This is a genomic window from Mycolicibacterium sarraceniae (assembly GCF_010731875.1).
In the GTDB taxonomy this organism is placed as follows: Bacteria; Actinomycetota; Actinomycetes; order Mycobacteriales; family Mycobacteriaceae; genus Mycobacterium; species Mycobacterium sarraceniae.
Map to the genome: position 1 here is coordinate 3,804,587 of NZ_AP022595.1, position 17,213 is coordinate 3,821,799.

17 protein-coding genes and 2 riboswitches are annotated in these 17,213 nt (G+C 66.9%); of the genes, 13 read left to right on the forward strand and 4 right to left on the reverse strand.

The annotated features are described in order from the left end of the window. Positions 1 to 85 precede the first annotated feature (85 nt). Positions 86 to 1,999, reverse strand: a complete 1,914-nt coding sequence (locus G6N13_RS19010) for an ABC transporter ATP-binding protein/permease (RefSeq protein WP_163699461.1) — start codon at positions 1,997 to 1,999, stop codon at positions 86 to 88. 107 nt (positions 2,000 to 2,106) lie between these two features. Further along, positions 2,107 to 2,277 carry a hypothetical protein gene (locus G6N13_RS19015; protein WP_163694294.1) on the reverse strand — a complete coding sequence of 57 codons (171 nt, stop codon included), beginning with the start codon at positions 2,275 to 2,277 and terminating at the stop codon, positions 2,107 to 2,109. Between the two features lie 181 nt (positions 2,278 to 2,458). On the opposite strand from G6N13_RS19015, the gene secA2 reads away from it, so the two are divergent. The 11 genes from secA2 (at position 2,459) to gcvP (ending at position 13,771) form a co-directional block, all read left to right on the forward strand. Then, the gene (secA2, locus tag G6N13_RS19020; protein WP_163699463.1) at positions 2,459 to 4,804 is read left to right on the forward strand and encodes an accessory Sec system translocase SecA2; all 2,346 of its coding nucleotides are present in this window, start codon (positions 2,459 to 2,461) and stop codon (positions 4,802 to 4,804) included. A 9-nt stretch (positions 4,805 to 4,813) separates the two neighbouring features. Beyond that, positions 4,814 to 5,413 (forward strand): CDP-alcohol phosphatidyltransferase family protein, encoded by a 600-nt coding sequence (locus tag G6N13_RS19025; protein WP_163699465.1) that lies wholly within the window; start codon positions 4,814 to 4,816, stop codon positions 5,411 to 5,413. Next, positions 5,400 to 6,314, forward strand: coding sequence for a DUF881 domain-containing protein (locus tag G6N13_RS19030; RefSeq protein WP_163699467.1), 915 nt, complete (start codon positions 5,400 to 5,402; stop codon positions 6,312 to 6,314). Before G6N13_RS19025 ends, G6N13_RS19030 begins: the two co-directional genes overlap by 14 nt. 21 nt (positions 6,315 to 6,335) lie before the next feature. After that, positions 6,336 to 6,668, forward strand: coding sequence for a small basic family protein (locus tag G6N13_RS19035; RefSeq protein WP_163699469.1), 333 nt, complete (start codon positions 6,336 to 6,338; stop codon positions 6,666 to 6,668). Positions 6,669 to 6,702: 34 nt separating this feature from the next. After that, positions 6,703 to 7,461, forward strand: a complete 759-nt coding sequence (locus G6N13_RS19040; protein WP_163702309.1) for a DUF881 domain-containing protein — start codon at positions 6,703 to 6,705, stop codon at positions 7,459 to 7,461. 37 nt (positions 7,462 to 7,498) lie between these two features. Then, positions 7,499 to 7,894: a glycine cleavage system protein GcvH gene (gcvH, locus tag G6N13_RS19045; protein WP_163699471.1), complete on the forward strand. Its 396-nt coding sequence runs from the start codon at positions 7,499 to 7,501 to the stop codon at positions 7,892 to 7,894. Between the two features lie 156 nt (positions 7,895 to 8,050). Beyond that, positions 8,051 to 8,536 (forward strand): glycogen accumulation regulator GarA, encoded by a 486-nt coding sequence (gene garA, locus G6N13_RS19050; protein WP_163699473.1) that lies wholly within the window; start codon positions 8,051 to 8,053, stop codon positions 8,534 to 8,536. Then, positions 8,536 to 9,270: a transcriptional regulator FtsR gene (gene ftsR / locus G6N13_RS19055; RefSeq protein WP_163699475.1), complete on the forward strand. Its 735-nt coding sequence runs from the start codon at positions 8,536 to 8,538 to the stop codon at positions 9,268 to 9,270. Before garA ends, ftsR begins: the two co-directional genes overlap by 1 nt. Before the next feature lie 49 nt (positions 9,271 to 9,319). Beyond that, positions 9,320 to 9,814, forward strand: coding sequence for a bifunctional nuclease family protein (locus tag G6N13_RS19060; RefSeq protein ID WP_163699477.1), 495 nt, complete (start codon positions 9,320 to 9,322; stop codon positions 9,812 to 9,814). A gap of 232 nt (positions 9,815 to 10,046) precedes the next feature. After that, positions 10,047 to 10,682 carry a MerR family transcriptional regulator gene (locus tag G6N13_RS19065; RefSeq protein WP_163699480.1) on the forward strand — a complete coding sequence of 212 codons (636 nt, stop codon included), beginning with the start codon at positions 10,047 to 10,049 and terminating at the stop codon, positions 10,680 to 10,682. A 13-nt stretch (positions 10,683 to 10,695) separates the two neighbouring features. Continuing rightward, positions 10,696 to 10,793: riboswitch (glycine riboswitch) on the forward strand. After that, positions 10,794 to 10,898, forward strand: a riboswitch (glycine riboswitch). A gap of 41 nt (positions 10,899 to 10,939) precedes the next feature. Next, on the forward strand, positions 10,940 to 13,771 hold the full coding sequence (gene gcvP, locus G6N13_RS19070) for an aminomethyl-transferring glycine dehydrogenase (protein ID WP_163699482.1): 2,832 nt from the start codon (positions 10,940 to 10,942) through the stop codon (positions 13,769 to 13,771). Between the two features lie 28 nt (positions 13,772 to 13,799). On the opposite strand, the gene G6N13_RS19075 is transcribed toward gcvP, so the two are convergent. Next, complete coding sequence (locus tag G6N13_RS19075; protein ID WP_163699484.1) at positions 13,800 to 14,111, reverse strand: hypothetical protein; 312 nt, start codon at positions 14,109 to 14,111, stop codon at positions 13,800 to 13,802. An 84-nt stretch (positions 14,112 to 14,195) separates the two neighbouring features. Here G6N13_RS19075 and G6N13_RS24375 point away from each other — a divergent pair, with 84 nt between their 5' ends. Together G6N13_RS24375 and G6N13_RS19085 are read left to right on the forward strand one after the other, a co-directional pair. Continuing rightward, positions 14,196 to 14,414: a hypothetical protein gene (locus tag G6N13_RS24375; protein WP_179965019.1), complete on the forward strand. Its 219-nt coding sequence runs from the start codon at positions 14,196 to 14,198 to the stop codon at positions 14,412 to 14,414. A 55-nt stretch (positions 14,415 to 14,469) separates the two neighbouring features. Next, positions 14,470 to 15,297, forward strand: a complete 828-nt coding sequence (locus G6N13_RS19085; protein WP_163699486.1) for an alpha/beta fold hydrolase — start codon at positions 14,470 to 14,472, stop codon at positions 15,295 to 15,297. On the opposite strand, the gene G6N13_RS19090 is transcribed toward G6N13_RS19085, so the two are convergent. Then, positions 15,294 to 17,201 carry a substrate-binding domain-containing protein gene (locus tag G6N13_RS19090; RefSeq protein WP_163699488.1) on the reverse strand — a complete coding sequence of 636 codons (1,908 nt, stop codon included), beginning with the start codon at positions 17,199 to 17,201 and terminating at the stop codon, positions 15,294 to 15,296. The two genes, G6N13_RS19085 and G6N13_RS19090, sit on opposite strands and share 4 nt — an antisense overlap. Positions 17,202 to 17,213: the final 12 nt, after the last annotated feature.

The following is a 17,213-nucleotide window of genomic DNA, read 5'->3' on the forward strand; positions in this document are numbered from 1 at the left end:
TGCGATGGTCGCGGCAACGCACCAGATCGCCACACCGAGGACAAAGACCGCGTCATACAGCGTTATGCGGCCGCCGCTTGCGCGATCACACCGTCGCGGGCTCAGCCCCGTCGACGCGCCCCAGTCGCCACTGCCCTTCGCCGAGCAGTTCCAGATGCTTGGCGTGGTGCTGCTCGACAGTGCTGCGGTGACTGACGCTGACCAGAATGGTGTTCGGCAATTCGGTGCGCACCATGTCGTAGAGGGCGAACTCCAAGCCCTCATCGAGTGCCGACGTCGCCTCGTCGAGGAAGACCGCCTTGGGTCGGTTCAGCAGAACCCGGGCGAATGCGATGCGCTGTTGCTCACCCGGTGAGAGCACCTTGGCCCAGTCCTGGACCTCGTTGAGCCGAATGGTCAAGTGCGACAACGCCACCTTGGTCAGCGCAGCCTGCAGGTCGTTGTCGCTGATATCCCCTGAGGTGGCCGGGTAGGACACCACCGTGCGCAGATCGCCCAGCGGCACATACGGCATCTGCGACAGGAACATCGTGTCGTCGTCGCCGGGGCGGCACAGCGTGCCCGAGGTGAACGGCCACAGCTGAGCCAGGCTGCGCAGCAGCGTGGTCTTGCCGGCACCCGACGCGCCGGTGATCACCAGCGTCTCGCCCGGATCCAGTCGCAGGTCGATCGGGTCGACCAGCTGTTTGCCGCTGGGCGTGCGGACTTCCACCTGCCGCAGCTCCACCGAGCCGTCGGGGCTGGTTTCGGTGGCAAGTTTCGGCAGCTCGCGCGCCTCGGCGTTGGTATCCACCAGCCCGTGCAGACGGATGATGGCCGCGCGGTAACTGGCTAAGGAGTCGTAGGCGTTACGGAAGAACGACAGCGAGTCGTGGATGGAGCCGAAGGCACTGGACGACTGGGTGACATCGCCCAGGCCGATTTGGCCGGCGAACAGCCGCGGCGCCTGGATCACCAGCGGAAGCGGATTGATGATTTGGCTCATCGACAGGTTCCAGCCGGTCAGCGCGATGGTGCGATTCACATACCGCCGATAGTTGGCGATGATCTCGGCGAACTTGGTGCGCAGCAGCCCGCGCTCGGCATTCTCACCCCGGTAGAACCCGACGGCCTCAGCGGCGTCGCGCAACCGCACCAGCGCATAGCGGAAGACGGCGTTGGTGAGCTCGTTGCGGAAGCTCAGCTTGATCAGTGGGTGGCCGATCCAGAACGCGATGATCGTCGCGAACGTCACGTAGACCAGCACCACCCAGAACAGGGCGTGACCAAGGGTGACGCCGGCGAAGGTCAGCGGGCCGGACAGCTTCCACAGGATCACGGTGAATGAAACGACCGTCACCAACGAGTTGATCGCGCCGAACAGCAGGGTGCTGGAACTGCCGATCATCGGCTTGTTCGGCGAGGCCCCGACCCCGGCGGTGAAGATATCGATGTCTTGCTGGATACGCTGATCGGGGTTGTCGATGTCGGTGTCGGTGAAGCGGGTGCGGTAGTAGGCGTGGTCATCGAGCCAGTCGCACGTGAGCCGGTCAGTGAGCCACACGCGCCAGCGGATGATGAACCGCTGCATCAGGTAGAGATCCAGCATGACCCGGGTGATGTAGATGGTCGCCAGGACGCCGAACAGGATCAATGCCGCCCAGAAGCCGTGGATACCGGAATCACGGATCTCGGCGTTATCGGCGCCGCCACCTTGGAAGGCCACCTGTAGCGAGGTGTAGAGGTCATTGCTGTAGTAGCTGAGCAGCACGTCGAGGCGCACCGAGATGATCGTCGACAGCAACAGCACGGCGATCCAGATCCAGTTCACGACGCTCTGGCGGCCCTTGAAGTAGTCGCCGGTGATTCGCCAGTACTGCCTGCCCCACACGGTGTAGCGAGCCAGCACAAAGAGCACGACAAGGCTCAGAACGGCGCTGATGGCCCACGCTTTGGAAATCCAGATCAGGGACGGGACGAGCTCGTTTCCCCAGTCCTTGGACGGAGTGAACTTCTCCAAAGCGTTTCTCCTCTTGCGGCGACGTCGCGCACGACGACCGAACCCTGCGGCTTTCCCGGCGAACCTACCCTGGCATCCCGGCGAAGGCGCGGGTCCGCACCGGTTGACTAGCTAAATGTGAGCGTCAGCGCCGCCTTCAGATCCGACCTATCGGGCGTGTCGCGGGCGGTGAAGCGAAGATAACCGTCGGGCCTGATGACGAATACCGCCGGCTGAACAGCCGCCAATACCCGCTCGGTGCCGTAGCCGTCGACGATGCGGTGGCTGATTCGGAACACCGACGACCTGCACCCCGAGTGCGGCCCACTCCTCGCGCAGGATGCGTTCGGTGGCGAACTGCGGGATGCCGACGAATCCGAACGGAACGGGTGCGAGGTTGCACGCCAACGGCTTTCGCATACTGCCGCGGATCGATGACCGGGTCGGCGGCCGTCATGGCGCCGACGGTACCGTTGACGCGTGGCGAAAGAGCGCAAAAGCAGCAGTGCCGGACCCGGTCGCATCAGCCGGGGCTTCTGGCGTCTGTTGGGAGCCAGCACCGAGAAGACCAAAACCGAGTCGATGGCCGCGGTGACGGCCTCGGCCGAGTTCGACGAGAAGGCCAAGGGCCTCGATGACGAGCAGCTGGTCAAGGCGGCCAAGCTGCTGGAGCTCGGCGATCTCGCCGCTTCGGCCGACGTCCCGCAATTCCTGGCCATCGCCCGCGAGGCGGCCGAGCGGAAAACGGGGCTCCGTCCCTTTGACGTCCAGTTGCTCGGCGCTCTGCGCATGCTCGCCGGAGACGTCGTCGAGATGGCCACCGGTGAGGGCAAAACCCTCTCGGGCGCGATCGCTGCCGCCGGTTACGCGCTGGGCGGGCGCAATGTCCACGTCGTCACCATCAACGACTACCTGGCCCGCCGCGACGCCGAGTGGATGGCGCCGCTGATCGAGGCGATGGGCCTGACCGTCGGCTGGATCACCGCCGAGTCGACGGCCGCCGAGCGCCGCGCGGCCTACGAATGCGATGTCACCTATGCCTCGATCAACGAGATCGGGTTCGATGTGTTGCGCGATCAGCTGGTCACCGACGAGGCCGACCTGGTGTCGCCCAACCCCGACGTGGCGCTGATCGATGAGGCCGACTCGGTGCTCGTCGATGAGGCACTGGTGCCCCTGGTGCTGGCCGGCACCACGCACCGGGAAACCCCGAAGGTCGAAATCGTCCGTCTGGTAGGGCAATTGACGGCCGGTGCCGATTACGAAACCGACGCCGACAGCCGCAACGTCCACCTCACCGAGGACGGCGCGAAGAAACTCGAGGCCGCACTCGGCGGTATCGACCTGTATTCCGAAGAACACGTCACCACCACGCTGACCGAGGTGAACGTCGCCCTGCACGCCCACGTGCTGTTGCAGCGCGATGTGCACTACATCGTCCGCGACGGGGCCGTGCAGCTGATCAACTCCTCCCGGGGCCGTATTGCATCGCTGCAACGCTGGCCCGACGGTCTGCAGGCCGCCGTCGAAGCCAAGGAGGGTATCGAGACCACCGAGACCGGTGAGGTGCTCGACACCATCACCGTGCAGGCCCTGGTCAACCGCTACCCGACGGTGTGCGGGATGACCGGTACCGCGCTGGCCGCCGGCGAGCAGCTGCGCCAGTTCTACAAGCTGGGTGTCTCACCGATCCCGTCGAATGCGCCCAACGTCCGCGAGGACGCCGCCGACCGGGTCTACATCACCGCCGCGGCCAAGACCGAGGCGATCATGGAGCACATCATCGAGGTGCACGCCACCGGCCAGCCGATCCTGGTGGGCACCCACGATGTCGCCGAATCCGAGGAACTGCACGAGCGGCTGATCCGCCGCGGCGTTCCGGCCGTCGTGCTGAACGCCAAGAACGACGAAGAAGAGGCCGCCGTCATCGCGGAGGCCGGCACGCTCGGCACCGTCACCGTCTCCACCCAGATGGCCGGGCGGGGTACCGATATCCGGCTCGGCGGGTCGGAATCGGACGACCACTCCGCCGATAAGAAAGAAGTCGCCGAACTCGGCGGCCTGCACGTCATCGGCACCGGCCGGTACCGCACCGAACGCCTCGACAACCAGCTGCGCGGCCGGGCCGGGCGCCAGGGCGACCCGGGCAGCTCGGTGTTCTTCGCCAGCTGGGAGGACGACGTCGTCGTCGCCCACCTCGACTCGGGCAAGCTGCCCACCGAAGCCGACGACGCCGGCAAGATCACCAGCGCCAAAGCCGGCACCCTGCTCGACCACGCCCAGCGGATCGCCGAGGGCCGCCTGCTCGACGTGCACGCCAACACCTGGCGCTACAACCAGCTGATCGCCCAGCAGCGCGCGATCATCGTCGAACGCCGCAACACCCTGCTGAGCACGGCGGCGGCCCGCAACGAGCTCAAGGAGCTGTCCCCGGACCGCTACGAGGAGCTGACCGAGAAGTTCAGCGAGGAGCAGCTGGAGACGATCTGCCGTCAGATCATGCTGTTCCACCTGGACCGTGGCTGGGCCGATCACCTGGCCTACCTGGCCGATATCCGGGAGAGCATCCACCTGCGGGCCCTCGGCCGGCAGAACCCGCTCGATGAGTTCCACCGGATGGCCGTCGACGCGTTCGCCAACCTGGCCGCCGATGCCATCGAGGCCGCCCAGCAGACCTTCGAGACCGCCAACATCCTGGAAGAGGAACAGGGCCTGGACTTGTCGAAACTGGCCCGCCCGACCTCGACGTGGACCTACATGGTTCACGACAACCCGCTCAACGACGACACGTTGTCCGCGCTGAGCCTGCCCGGGGTTTTCCGTTAGGTTTTCCTCATGACGCAGGCCCCCGATCGGGTGCTGACGATCCCGAATGTGCTGTCGGTGATCCGGCTCGTCCTGCTGCCGGTGTTCCTGTATCTGCTGCTGGTCAGCCACGCCTACGGGTGGGCCGTCGCGATCTTGATGTTCAGCGGCTTCTCCGACTGGGCCGACGGCAAGATCGCCCGGCTGGTGGCCAACCAGTCGTCGCGACTGGGGGCGTTGCTCGACCCGCTGGTCGACCGGATCTACATGCTGGCCGTCCCACTGGGCCTGGCCGCCGCCGGCGTCGTGCCGTGGTGGCTGATGGCCACGCTGATCGGCCGCGACCTCGTCCTGGCCGCAACCTTGCCGGTGGTTCGCAGCCGTGGGCTGACCGCGCTGCCGGTCACCTACATCGGCAAAGCGGCGACATTCGCGCTGATGTCGGGCTTCCCCCTGGTGCTGCTGGGGCAGTGGGACGCTCAGTGGAGCCGGGTGGTCGGCGCCTGCGGCTGGGGGTTCCTGATCTGGGGCGTCGGGATGTATCTCTGGTCGGCGGTGCTGTACCTGCTGCAGGTGCGTCTAGTAGTCACCACGCTGCCGAAGGCAGGCGTCAGCGATGCCGACGGCTGACAGCGCACTGGGCGGCTACGACCCGCAGGCCGGCCGCAGCGAGCGGCATGAGAGGCGACCGATGCTGATCCCGCTGCCGGGGCTGCTGCGATCGCTGCTGACCGAACACCTCGACCCCGGCTATGCCGCAGCCGCCGCCGAGCGTGAGCGCACCGGGCAGTCCCGCCGGCCCGTCGCCACCCACGCGTGGCAGGCGTTGGCCGCCCTGCTGATTGCGGCGGTGTTCGCCGCCGCGGTCGCCCAGGCGCGAACCACCGCCCCCGGCGTCAACGCCGCCCAGCAGGTGCTGGCGGCCAGCGTGCGATCGGCCGAGGGCGCCACCGACCGGCTCACCCGCCGCCGGGATGAGCTGGCCACCCAGGCCGACGACATCCAGCGCCGCCAACTGCGCGACGACGCCACCGGGCGAGATCTGCTCAGCCGGCTGGACGCTCTGAGTCTGGCTTCGGCCGCGACCGCCGTCATCGGGCCCGGATTGACGATCACGGTCACCGATCCCGGGATGGGCCGGGGCTTGTCCGACGTGTCCAACCAGCGGGTGCCCGGCAGCCGCCAAGTGATTCTTGATCGGGATCTGCAGCTCGTGGTGAACTCGCTGTGGGCCAGTGGGGCCGAAGCGATCTCGGTGGGCGGCGTGCGGATGGGGCCCAACGTGACGATCCGCCAAGCGGGTGGCGCCATCCTGGTCGACAATCATCCGATCAGCAGCCCGTACACGGTTCTCGCGGTGGGTCCGCCGAACAATATGCGCGATACCTTCGACCACAGCGGCGGCCTGCAACGGCTGCGACTGTTGGAGGCGTCCTACGGTGTCGGGGTGAGCGTCGCCAATGGCGACGGCCTGTCGTTGCCTGCGGGCGCAGTTCGAGAGATTAAATTTGCCCAGCAAATCGGGCGGTAGGTAAGGGATGGGCCGGCACAGATGATTGGTATCGCCGCACTCGTCGTCGGCATCGTGCTGGGCCTGGTGCTGCACCCCGGCGTCCCCGAAGTGATCCAGCCCTATCTGCCGATCGCCGTCGTCGCCGCGCTCGACGCCGTGTTCGGCGGGTTGCGGGCGTATCTGGAAAAGATCTTCGACCCCAAGGTGTTCGTCGTCTCCTTCGTGTTCAACGTGCTTGTCGCCGCGCTCATCGTCTACGTGGGCGATCAGCTGGGCGTGGGCACCCAGCTCTCGACGGCGATCATCGTCGTGCTGGGCATCCGCATCTTCGGTAACGCCGCCGCGTTGCGCCGCAAGCTGTTCGGGGCATGAGGTGACCGGCGCGGGGGAGAACGAGGGGGAGGATGTGGCGACCGAGCACGGGCGCCACGAACTGCCCGGCGCCGCACCAGCCGCGGCGCGGCCGCCCCGAAGCCGCACGCAGCTGGTGTTCGGTGTGCTCGGCGTGCTGCTGTGCGTGGTGCTCGGTGTCGGCATCGCCACGCAGGTCCGGCAAACCGAATCCGGCGACGCGCTGGATACCGCGCGCCCGGCCGATCTGCTGGTCCTGCTGGGCTCCCTGCAACAGCGTGAGGCCGCGCTGAACACCGAAGTGGCCGAGCTGCAGCGAAATCTGGCGGCGATGCAGACCGCGGGCAGCAGCGATCAGGTGGCCATCCAGAACGCCCAGGCCAGACTTGCCGCGTTGTCGATCCTGATCGGCACCGTCGGTGCCACGGGGCCGGGGGTGAGCATCACCATCAGCGATCCTGGCCCCGGCGTGGCACCGGAAACCATGCTCGACGTGATCAACGAATTACGCGCGGCCGGAGCCGAGGCGATGGAGATCCGCTCGGGACAGCGCGCCGTGCGGATCGGGGTGGACAGCTGGGTAGTCGGCAGCCCTGGCGCGCTGGAGATAGACACGCAAACTTTGAGTCCGCCGTATTCTGTTCTCGCCATTGGCGATCCACCCACGCTGGCCGCGGCGATGAACATCCCGGGCGGCGCTGTCGACAGCGTCGAACGGGTAGGCGGGCAAATGACCGTCTCGCAGTCCGACAAGGTGGAGATCACCACCTTGCGGCAACCGAAAGCTCGCCAATACGCTCAGCCCGTCAAATGAGCAGCCCGATCATGAGCGTCCGACACCGAGGAGCACTGTGAGCGAAATCCCAGCCGACCTGCACTACACCGCTGAACACGAGTGGGTGCAGCGCACCGGTGGCGACACCGTGCGGGTCGGGATCACCGACTTCGCCCAGTCCTCGCTGGGTGACGTGGTCTACGTGCAGCTACCCGACGTGGACAGCGATGTCACGGCCGGTGAGTCGTTCGGCGAGGTCGAGTCGACCAAGTCGGTTTCGGACCTCTACGCGCCCGTCAGCGCCAAAGTGATTGCGGTCAACGGCGATCTGGAGGCAAACCCCGGACTGGTGAACTCCGACCCCTACGGCCAGGGGTGGTTGTTGGACTTGCAGGTCGACGGCGATACGCTCGACCAGGGATTGGCGGCGTTGCTCGATGCGGACGCCTATCGGGGCACAGTGACGGAATGACATTGTTAGGGTGCCTGCCAACCACCGATCCGGCGGTGGTGGGCACAACGGCGACCACTGCGCGGTACGGTCGAGGTAAGTGATGGTGAAGGCGGACGGGCACCTTGTGCGGGCACCCCGCCAAGTATCGCCACGGCAGCCAGTGAGGAGCAGCGGGTGACGGACAAGGACCAGATCTCTGGGGCAGACCAGACGTCTGAGGAAGTCACCGTGGAGACGACATCCGTCTTCCGCGCCGACTTCCTCAACGAGCTGGACGCCCCGGCGGCCCCAAGCGGCGACGGCGCAGTGTCCGGGGTGGAAGGTCTCCCGGCCGGCTCGGCGTTGCTGGTCGTCAAGCGCGGACCGAACGCGGGCTCGCGGTTCCTCCTCGACCAGCCGACGACATCGGCCGGCCGCCATCCGGACTCCGACATCTTCCTCGATGACGTGACCGTCAGCCGTAGGCACGCCGAGTTCCGGTTGGACGGCAACGAATTCCAGGTCGTCGACGTCGGCAGCCTCAACGGCACCTACGTCAACCGCGAACCGGTCGACTCGGCCACGCTGGCCAACGGCGACGAGGTCCAGATCGGCAAGTTCCGGCTGGTGTTCCTGACCGGACCGAAGCCGTCGGACGACGAGGGCGGTCCAGGAAGCTAGTGTCGGCCCCCGATAGTCCCGCGTTTGCCGGGATGTCTATCGGAGCGGTCCTGGACCTGCTGCGACCGGACTTCCCGGACGTGACGATCTCCAAGATTCGATTCCTGGAAGCCGAGGGTCTTGTCACGCCGGAGCGCAGCGGATCGGGGTATCGGCGGTTCACCGCCTACGACTGCGCCAGGTTGCGGTTCATCTTGACCGCTCAGCGCGATCACTACCTGCCGCTCAAAGTCATCAAGGCACAGCTCGACGCGTTGCCCAACGGTGAATTGCCGCACATCGGATCTCCTTACGCCGTAGCGCGTTTGGTGACCGTTTCGGGTGGGGCACCGGCCGGTGCAGACGATGACGGTGCACCCACCCCGGTCCGCCTGAGCCGGGAGGACCTGCTGGCGCGATCCGGCGTCGACGAGGATTTGGTGGCCGCGCTATGCAAGGCGGGCGTGATCACCACCGGCCCCGGCGGGTTGTTCGACGAGCACTCGGTGGTCATCGCCCAGTGCGCGCGAGCGTTGGGGGAGTACGGCGTTGAACCGCGGCACCTGCGGGCCTTCCGGTCGGCGGCCGACCGACAATCCGACCTGATCGCGCAGATCGCCGGCCCGGTGGGCAAGGCGTCCAAGACCGGTGCCCGCGACCGCGCCGACGACTTGGCACGCGAAGTCGCGGCCCTGGCGATCACCTTGCACACCTCGCTCATCAAGTCCGCGGTACGAGATGTTCTCGACCGCTGAGGACTAGACTCTTCAATGGCGGCAACGGGAGCGCGGAGGTTCAACACAAATGGGTGAGGTTCGTGTGGTCGGCATCCGTGTCGAGCAGCCCCAGAACCAGCCGGTTTTGCTGCTGCGGGAATCCAAGGGCGATCGCTACCTGCCTATCTGGATCGGCCAGTCCGAAGCCACCGCGATCGCCCTGGAACAACAGGGCGTCGAGCCGGCTCGGCCGCTCACCCACGATCTGATCCGAGATCTCATTGTCGCACTTGGGCATTCGCTCAAGGAGGTGCGCATCGTGGATCTGCAGGAAGGCACGTTCTACGCCGACCTGATCTTCGACCGCGATATCAAGGTTTCGGCCCGCCCGTCGGACTCGGTGGCGATCGCACTGCGGATGGGTGTGCCTATCTATGTGGAAGAAGCGGTGCTGGCCGAGGCCGGGCTGCTGATTCCCGACGAGAACGACGATCAGTCGACCGGCGCCGTCCGCGAGGACGAGGTCGAGAAATTCAAAGAGTTTCTGGACAGCGTCTCTCCGGACGACTTCAAGGCAACCTGACCGGGTATCCCCGCCTGGTCAACACCAAGATCACGGACACGTATCACTTGTCCCCGAGCGTTTCGACACGCGCGAGGGATGACGGGGAGCACGCGCAAAGGCGGCCATACTTTCATCACGACGACGAGCACGACTGCCCGTCGAGAAGCGTATGCTGCTATGACTCGGACTAGGGCTTACGCGTTGGTGGAGCAGTGCGCGGGCCATAGTTCGAACGGCGAGAGGAAGCATCGTGGGCGAGCAGCCACGTCAGGGACAGCTGGACCTTGCCGGCACGACGCCTGGCTCCTTCGAGGCAGACTCGGCCGCCATCGCCCCCGTGGGTGAGGCAGTGCAGCCGGGCCTGTTTCCCGATAACTCGGTACCCGATGAACTCGTCGGTTACCGCGGCCCGAGCGCCTGCCAGATCGCCGGAATCACCTACCGGCAGTTGGACTACTGGGCCCGCACCTCCCTGGTGGTGCCGTCCATCCGTGGCGCGGCCGGCTCCGGCAGCCAGCGGCTGTACTCCTTCAAGGACATCCTGGTCCTCAAGATCGTCAAGCGCCTGCTCGACACCGGTATCTCGTTGCACAACATCCGGGTTGCCGTCGACCATCTGCGTCAGCGCGGTGTGCAGGATCTGGCCAACATCACGCTGTTCTCCGACGGCACAACGGTCTACGAGTGCACCTCGGCAGAAGAGGTCGTCGACCTGCTGCAGGGTGGGCAGGGCGTATTCGGCATCGCGGTCAGTGGCGCGATGCGGGAACTGTCCGGCGCGATCGCGGACTTCCCGGGCGAGCGTGCCGACGGCGGCGAGTCGATCGCCTCACCCGAAGACGAGCTGGCCTCCCGACGGAAGAGCCGCGACCGCAAGATCGGCTAGACTCGCGCCGTATCGCCCTTGCGCGGGAGAGCTTCGTGACAGCCAGTCACGGACGCCGAAGGAGCAACACCTCTCCGTCAACCTCTCAGGCCCCAGGACCGCGCGTGGCCACGATGCCTCTGGAAAGCGGTGACCTCACGGTCGCCCGCCCATGGGGAAAGGCGTAACGCCGAATCTCTCAGGCGCCCGGTCCGGGTCGACGACAGAGGGAGAGGACGCCGCTGACGGCTGCGTCCGCCCGAGTCAGGAGACCCTTCGTGTCTGATCATTCCCAGCCCACGTTCGCCGATCGTCATATCGGACCGGACTCCGATGCGGTAGCGACCATGCTCGATGTCATCGGGGTCGGCTCGCTCGACGATCTGGCCGCCAAGGCGCTGCCGGCGGGCATCCTGGACGCGGTGGGGGCCGGCGGCCTGGCCCCGGGCCTGGATCACCTGCCGGCCGCGGTCGGCGAGCATGAGGCGCTGGCCGAGCTGCGTGCGCTGGCCGACACCAACACGATCGGCGTCTCGATGATCGGTCAGGGCTATTACGACACGCTTACCCCGCCGGTGCTGCTCCGCAACATCCTGGAGAACCCGGCCTGGTACACGGCCTATACGCCGTATCAGCCGGAGATCAGCCAGGGCCGGCTGGAAGCGCTGCTGAATTTCCAGACCATGATCGCCGACCTCACCGGGCTGGACCTGGCCAACGCCTCGATGCTCGACGAGGCCACCGCCGCGGCCGAGGCCATGACTCTCATGCACCGCGCGACGCGGGGCCCGGCCAACCGGCTGGCTGTCGATGAGGACCTCTTCACTCAGACCGCCGCGATCCTGGCGACCCGCGCCGAGCCGCTCGGCATCGAGATCGTCACCGCCGATCTGCGGGCCGGGCTGCCCGAGGGCGAATTCTTCGGGGTGATCGCTCAGCTGCCCGGCGCCAGCGGCCGGGTGACCGACTGGTCGAAGCTGGTCGAGACGGCCCACGAGCGCGGGGCGCTGGTGGCGCTCGGCACCGACCTGCTGGCGATGACGCTGATCGCGCCGCCGGGAGAGCTCGGCGCCGATGTGGCCTTCGGCAGTGCCCAACGATTCGGTGTGCCAATGGGATTCGGCGGCCCGCACGCCGGTTTCCTGGCGGTGCACAGCAAGCATGCCCGCCAGCTGCCCGGCCGGCTGGTCGGGGTGTCGGTCGACAGCGATGGCGCACCGGCCTACCGGCTGTCGCTGCAGACCCGCGAACAGCACATCCGCCGCGACAAGGCGACATCGAACATCTGTACCGCGCAGGTGCTACTAGCGGTGATCGCCGCGATGTACGCCAGCTATCACGGGCCCGAGGGGTTGACCGGTATCGCCCGGCGCGTGCACGGTCATGCCGAGGACATCGCCGCCGCGCTGGGGGATGCGCTGGTGCACGACAAGTACTTCGACACCGTGCTGGCCCGCGTGCCCGGCCGTGCCGACGAGGTTGTCGCCGCCGCTAAGGCTAGCGGTATAAACCTTTGGCGCGTGGACGCCGATCATGTGTCGGTGGCCTGCGATGAGGCGACCACCGAGGTTCACGTGGCCGCCGTCCTAGACGCCTTCGGAATATCGGCGGCCGAACGCCGTTGCGCGGGTGTAATTTCGCGGACAAGTGAATTCCTCACCCATCCGGCGTTCCACCGGTACCGCACCGAGACCGAGATGATGCGCTACCTGCGCATGCTGGCCGATAAGGACATCGCCCTGGACCGCAGCATGATTCCGCTGGGCTCCTGCACGATGAAGCTCAATGCGGCCGCCGAGATGGAGTCGATCACCTGGCCGGAGTTCGGCCGCCAGCATCCGTTCGCGCCGGCCGGGGACACCCCGGGGCTTCGCAAGCTGATCGCCGACCTGCAGACCTGGCTGACCGGGTTGACGGGCTATGACGCAATCTCGTTGCAGCCCAACGCCGGATCGCAGGGGGAGTACGCAGGCCTGCTGGCGATCCGGGAATACCACCTTTCGAACGGCGACACCGAACGCAATGTGTGCCTGATCCCGTCCAGCGCGCACGGCACCAATGCCGCATCGGCGGCCATGGTCGGCATGCGGGTGGTCGTGGTGTCCTGCCGGGAAAACGGTGACGTCGACCTGGACGACCTGCGCGCCAAGGTGACTGAGCACGCCGAGCGGTTGGCCGCGCTGATGATCACCTACCCCTCCACCCACGGGGTGTACGAACACGATATTGCCGACGTCTGCGCCGCGGTGCACGACGCCGGCGGCCAGGTCTACATCGACGGTGCCAACCTCAACGCATTGGTGGGGCTGGCCCGGCCGGGCAAGTTCGGCGGCGACGTGAGCCATCTGAACCTGCACAAGACATTCTGCATCCCCCACGGCGGTGGCGGCCCCGGCGTCGGCCCGGTGGCGGTCCGCTCGCACCTGGCCGCGTTCCTGCCGGGTCACCCGCTGGCCGAGGAGTTGCCGAAGGGTCACCCGGTGTCGGCAGCACCGTACGGTTCTGCGTCGATCCTGCCGATTACGTGGGCCTACATCCGGATGATGGGCGGTGACGGGCTGCGCAACGCCACCCTGACCGCGATCGCGTCGGCTAACTACATCGCTCGCCGTCTCGACGAGTACTACCCGGTGCTGTATACCGGCGAGAGCGGCATGGTCGCCCACGAATGCATCCTCGATCTGCGGGGTATCACCAAGGCCACTGGCGTCACCGTCGACGATGTGGCGAAGCGCCTGGCGGACTTCGGGTTTCACGCGCCGACAATGAGTTTCCCGGTGGCGGGCACGCTGATGGTAGAGCCGACCGAGAGTGAGAGCCTGACCGAGGTGGACGCGTTCTGCGAGGCGATGATCGCCATCCGCGCCGAGATCGACAAGGTCGGGTCGGGGGAGTGGCCCGCCGAGGACAACCCGTTGCGCAACGCGCCGCACACTGCCGAATGCCTGCTGGTGCAGGAGTGGAAGCACCCGTACACCCGCGAGCAGGCGGCCTATCCGTTGGGCAGGGGATTCCGACCGAAGGTGTGGGTGCCGGTGCGCCGTATCGATGGTGCATACGGCGACCGGAACCTGGTGTGCTCATGCCCGCCGGTGGAGGCCTTCGCCTGATTTACGGGGCGTGGCAGGGCTCCGCGATTTACGGGGCGTAGCAGGGCTCCGCGCCGGGCGTGTAGTACTGCAGCCCGGTGGGCGATATACACGGCGCCTCTCCGGGGAACGCAGGGACCAGCGAGTACGCGTAGCTCTGCGGGAGGCCGTAGCGCACCCAGTCGCCGGCCACCGCCGCATCGACGGCGTCACCAGCGACGCCCGGGGTGCACCCGCCGACGGTCACGTGCCGACCATCGACATCACCGCAGACATCGGCTTGGGCCGTCTGCGCGATCGCCATAGGGATTGCCGACAATGTGGCCACACTCAGCAGAATCGCTACAGATTTCTTTGACATGTAGTCATTGTCGCAGGACCAAAGCCATTCGTTACGCCGAAACGTAGACTCGGCCATGTTCGCGGCCGTAGCGGAAGGAGCCCGGTGGCCCTCACCATGCGCGTCGTCGCGACAACGTTGACGGCCGTGACGCTCTGGATCTGCGGTAGCCCAGTGGCCGCCGCGGCCGCGGACTCCACCGGATCGGACACCCCGACATCGATCCTGTACGCGGGTATCGCCGGTCTGGCCGTTGGTGGCGTCATCGCTTTCTGGCAGTCGCGCAAGCGCCGGCGGAACGACGACAGAGAGCACGACGACTGATAGCGTCAGCGTCGTGCTGCCCGCCAGCGTTCGCCAGTGGCAAGAGGGTGGCCGGATGCTGTCCACCAGCACGGGTTCTGTTTTTATGCGGTCCGCGCCGGGCCGTGGCCCTGCTGTCCTTCTCCTGCACGGCTTTCCATCGAGCTCATACGATTTCCGCGGTGTCGTCGACCGGTTGGGGGACCGGGCTTGGCTCACCCTGGACTTCCTGGGCTTCGGTCTATCCGACAAACCCCGGCCACACCGCTACAGCCTGCTCGAGCAAGCCGACATCGTGCAGCAGGTGGTCGCCGACGTCGCACCCGGCCCGGTGGTGCTGCTCGCCCATGACATGGGCACCTCGGTGGCCACCGAACTGCTGGCCCGCGACGTCTCCGGCACCTTGCCGTTCGAGATCCGCCGCGCCGTGCTCACCAACGGCAGCGTGATCATCGAGCGGGCGAGCCTGCGCCGGAGCCAGAAGATCCTGCGCGGCCCATTCGGCCCGATCCTGGCCCGGCTGACCAACGAACGAAGCTTCCTGCGCGGCTTCGCCAAACTCTTCAGCCCCTCGCACCCGCTCTCCCACGACGAAGCCCAAGCCCAGTGGGCACTGCTGGCCCGCGACGACGGCCATCGCATCATGAATCTGCTCTGCGCCTATCTCAACGAGCGGGTGCGCTTCGCTCCGCGCTGGCATGGCGCGGTGCGGGACTGGGATAAACCGCTGGGGTTCCTCTGGGCCACCGGCGATCCCGTCGCCACCCCTAATGTGCTGGCCGGCTTGCGGGAGCTGCGGCCGGCCGCCGAAGTAATCGAGCTGCCCGGCATCGGCCACTACCCGCAGATCGAAGTGCCCGACGAATTCGCCGCCGGCGCACAGCAATTACTGCGACTCGACTAGTTCAGCAGGGTGGTGACCGCGGCCGTCAAGTCCGGCGAGTCCGACGTGGCGACGTTCTGATACGTGCCGCCGGAGGCCTGTGTCACGGCCTCCCACGTCGCTCGATCGGAGTCGTCACCGAAGTCGATGACGTTGATCGCCACGGGCTTGGCCGGGTCGACCGCCGAATTGACGTACCGCACCAGGCCAGGGCCGTCCAGCGACTGGTCGCTGTGCGGTCCCTGGGTGATCACCAGCACCGAATTGGTCTGTCCATCGCGGAAATTCGTCACCGCCTCGCCATACGCCAGACGCAACGTGGTGAACGACACCGCACCGCTGCCGGATGGCGACAGACCGGTCAGCGTGCTGGTCAATGCGGCCGACTGGTCTGGCAACGGTCCCAGCGGCACCGCTGATTTGCCTTGGACCCCGTTGAACGTCCACAGCCCGACTGCGGCGTTTGGCGGCAGCGCGCCGATGCGGTTGTTCAGAGCCTCAACCACATTGGCCAGCCGCGATTTACCGCCTTCGTCGGCGCCCATCGCCTGGTTCAGCATAATCGTGGTGGCCGAGCCGCTGGCCGGGTTGGACACCGCCGCGGCCAGGGTGGCCCGCTCAGACTCGTCACCGATCGACAGCGGCGTACCCAGCTGCGGGAAGGTGACGACGTCGTTGCCCGGCGGCGTGGTGCCCTCGGCACGGAAACCCGCCTTCGCCAACGCGCTCAGCTGCTCGGATTTACGCATGAATCGGGCGAATTCGCTGGCGGCGCTGACCTGTTCGCTGGACAACCAGGTCCCCGACAGCAGCACGGTGGGGTAGTCGGCCAGGGCTACCGGACCCGAGGGCAGCCATTCGGCGACATTGTTCTTGGCATCGGATGCCGAGGCGCGTCCGAACAGCTGCTGCTCGGTGGTCACCACAGCGTGTACCCGCGCCTCTGCCCCGTCACCGGAGCCCAGGAGTGCCGTCCAGGCCGCGTCGGCGGTGCCGTCGGCCAATTTCGGCTGCCCGGCCATCAGCGCGTTGACCGCTCCCAGACCCGCGGATACCGGACCGCCAGCCGGAGCCGATGACGATGCGACGGCTTCGGCAGCCAGGTAGGTGGCGTCGGCGTTCCCTGCGGTCGGCAGCGCCAGCCGCAACGAACCCCAGCCGGACAGATTCAGCCCGTCCAGGGCGGTGGGGTTGTTCTGCAGTGCTGGCAACGCTGACCAACTCTGTTGCGCCAATGCCTCTTTGAGCTGCGGGCGGACCGCGAGGACCACCGGCGAGCTGACCAGCGAGCGGGCGTCGCTGACGACCTCCTTGCCCGCGGTAGCCTGCAGTCGCGCCTCGGCAATGGAACTGGCGGGAATCCACAGGGCGGGACGCTCGCCGAGATCGCCGGGCCAGTTGGAGACGAACCCGTCGACCACCCGATCAGACTCGGCCGCGGTCACCACCATCTTCACGCAGCGGTCGCCGATCGGCGTCACGACGGCATTGAAACTCTCGGCGAACGTGGTGACATCGGCCGCGATCGACGGATCGGCGACCACCCCGACGTTGACGGCGCCGGCCAGGCACTTCGAGGCGGCATCGGTCGACCGGTGGGACAGTGCGTCGCCGAAGAAGCGCCACAGGATCACCGCGCCGACGACCACCACGACGGTGACCAGTGCGGCGATCACGCTGATGCTGACCCCGCGGCGGCCGGTCTCGCTGCGGTGGCCACCTTCAAAAGTGGCGATCCGGCGACGAGCGGTATCGGTCAGCGGTGACGGCTCGTAGCCGGTATCACCGGGCTCGACAGCTGCGCCCCCGCCGTCTGCGTCACCACCGGGGAGGGCAAATCGGCCGGTCGGGTTTTCCGGCACGTCGGCAGGCTCGTCCGGTTCGCCGAAAGATTCCCCGGGTCCGGGTCTGCTGTGCCTGCCCATGGCGGTGCCTGA

What these genes read in the sequence shown, in the direction of transcription:
- G6N13_RS19075 (WP_163699484.1), bottom strand. Translation starts at nt 14,111, where the DNA reads ATGTCAAAGAAATCTGTAGCGATTCTGCTGAGTGTGGCCACATTGTCG.
- G6N13_RS19030 (WP_163699467.1), top strand. Translation starts at nt 5,400, where the DNA reads ATGCCGACGGCTGACAGCGCACTGGGCGGCTACGACCCGCAGGCCGGC.
- G6N13_RS19025 (WP_163699465.1), top strand. Translation starts at nt 4,814, where the DNA reads ATGACGCAGGCCCCCGATCGGGTGCTGACGATCCCGAATGTGCTGTCG.
- G6N13_RS19035 (WP_163699469.1), top strand. Translation starts at nt 6,336, where the DNA reads ATGATTGGTATCGCCGCACTCGTCGTCGGCATCGTGCTGGGCCTGGTG.
- G6N13_RS19085 (WP_163699486.1), top strand. Translation starts at nt 14,470, where the DNA reads ATGCTGTCCACCAGCACGGGTTCTGTTTTTATGCGGTCCGCGCCGGGC.
- G6N13_RS19090 (WP_163699488.1), bottom strand. Translation starts at nt 17,201, where the DNA reads ATGGGCAGGCACAGCAGACCCGGACCCGGGGAATCTTTCGGCGAACCG.
- G6N13_RS19060 (WP_163699477.1), top strand. Translation starts at nt 9,320, where the DNA reads ATGGGTGAGGTTCGTGTGGTCGGCATCCGTGTCGAGCAGCCCCAGAAC.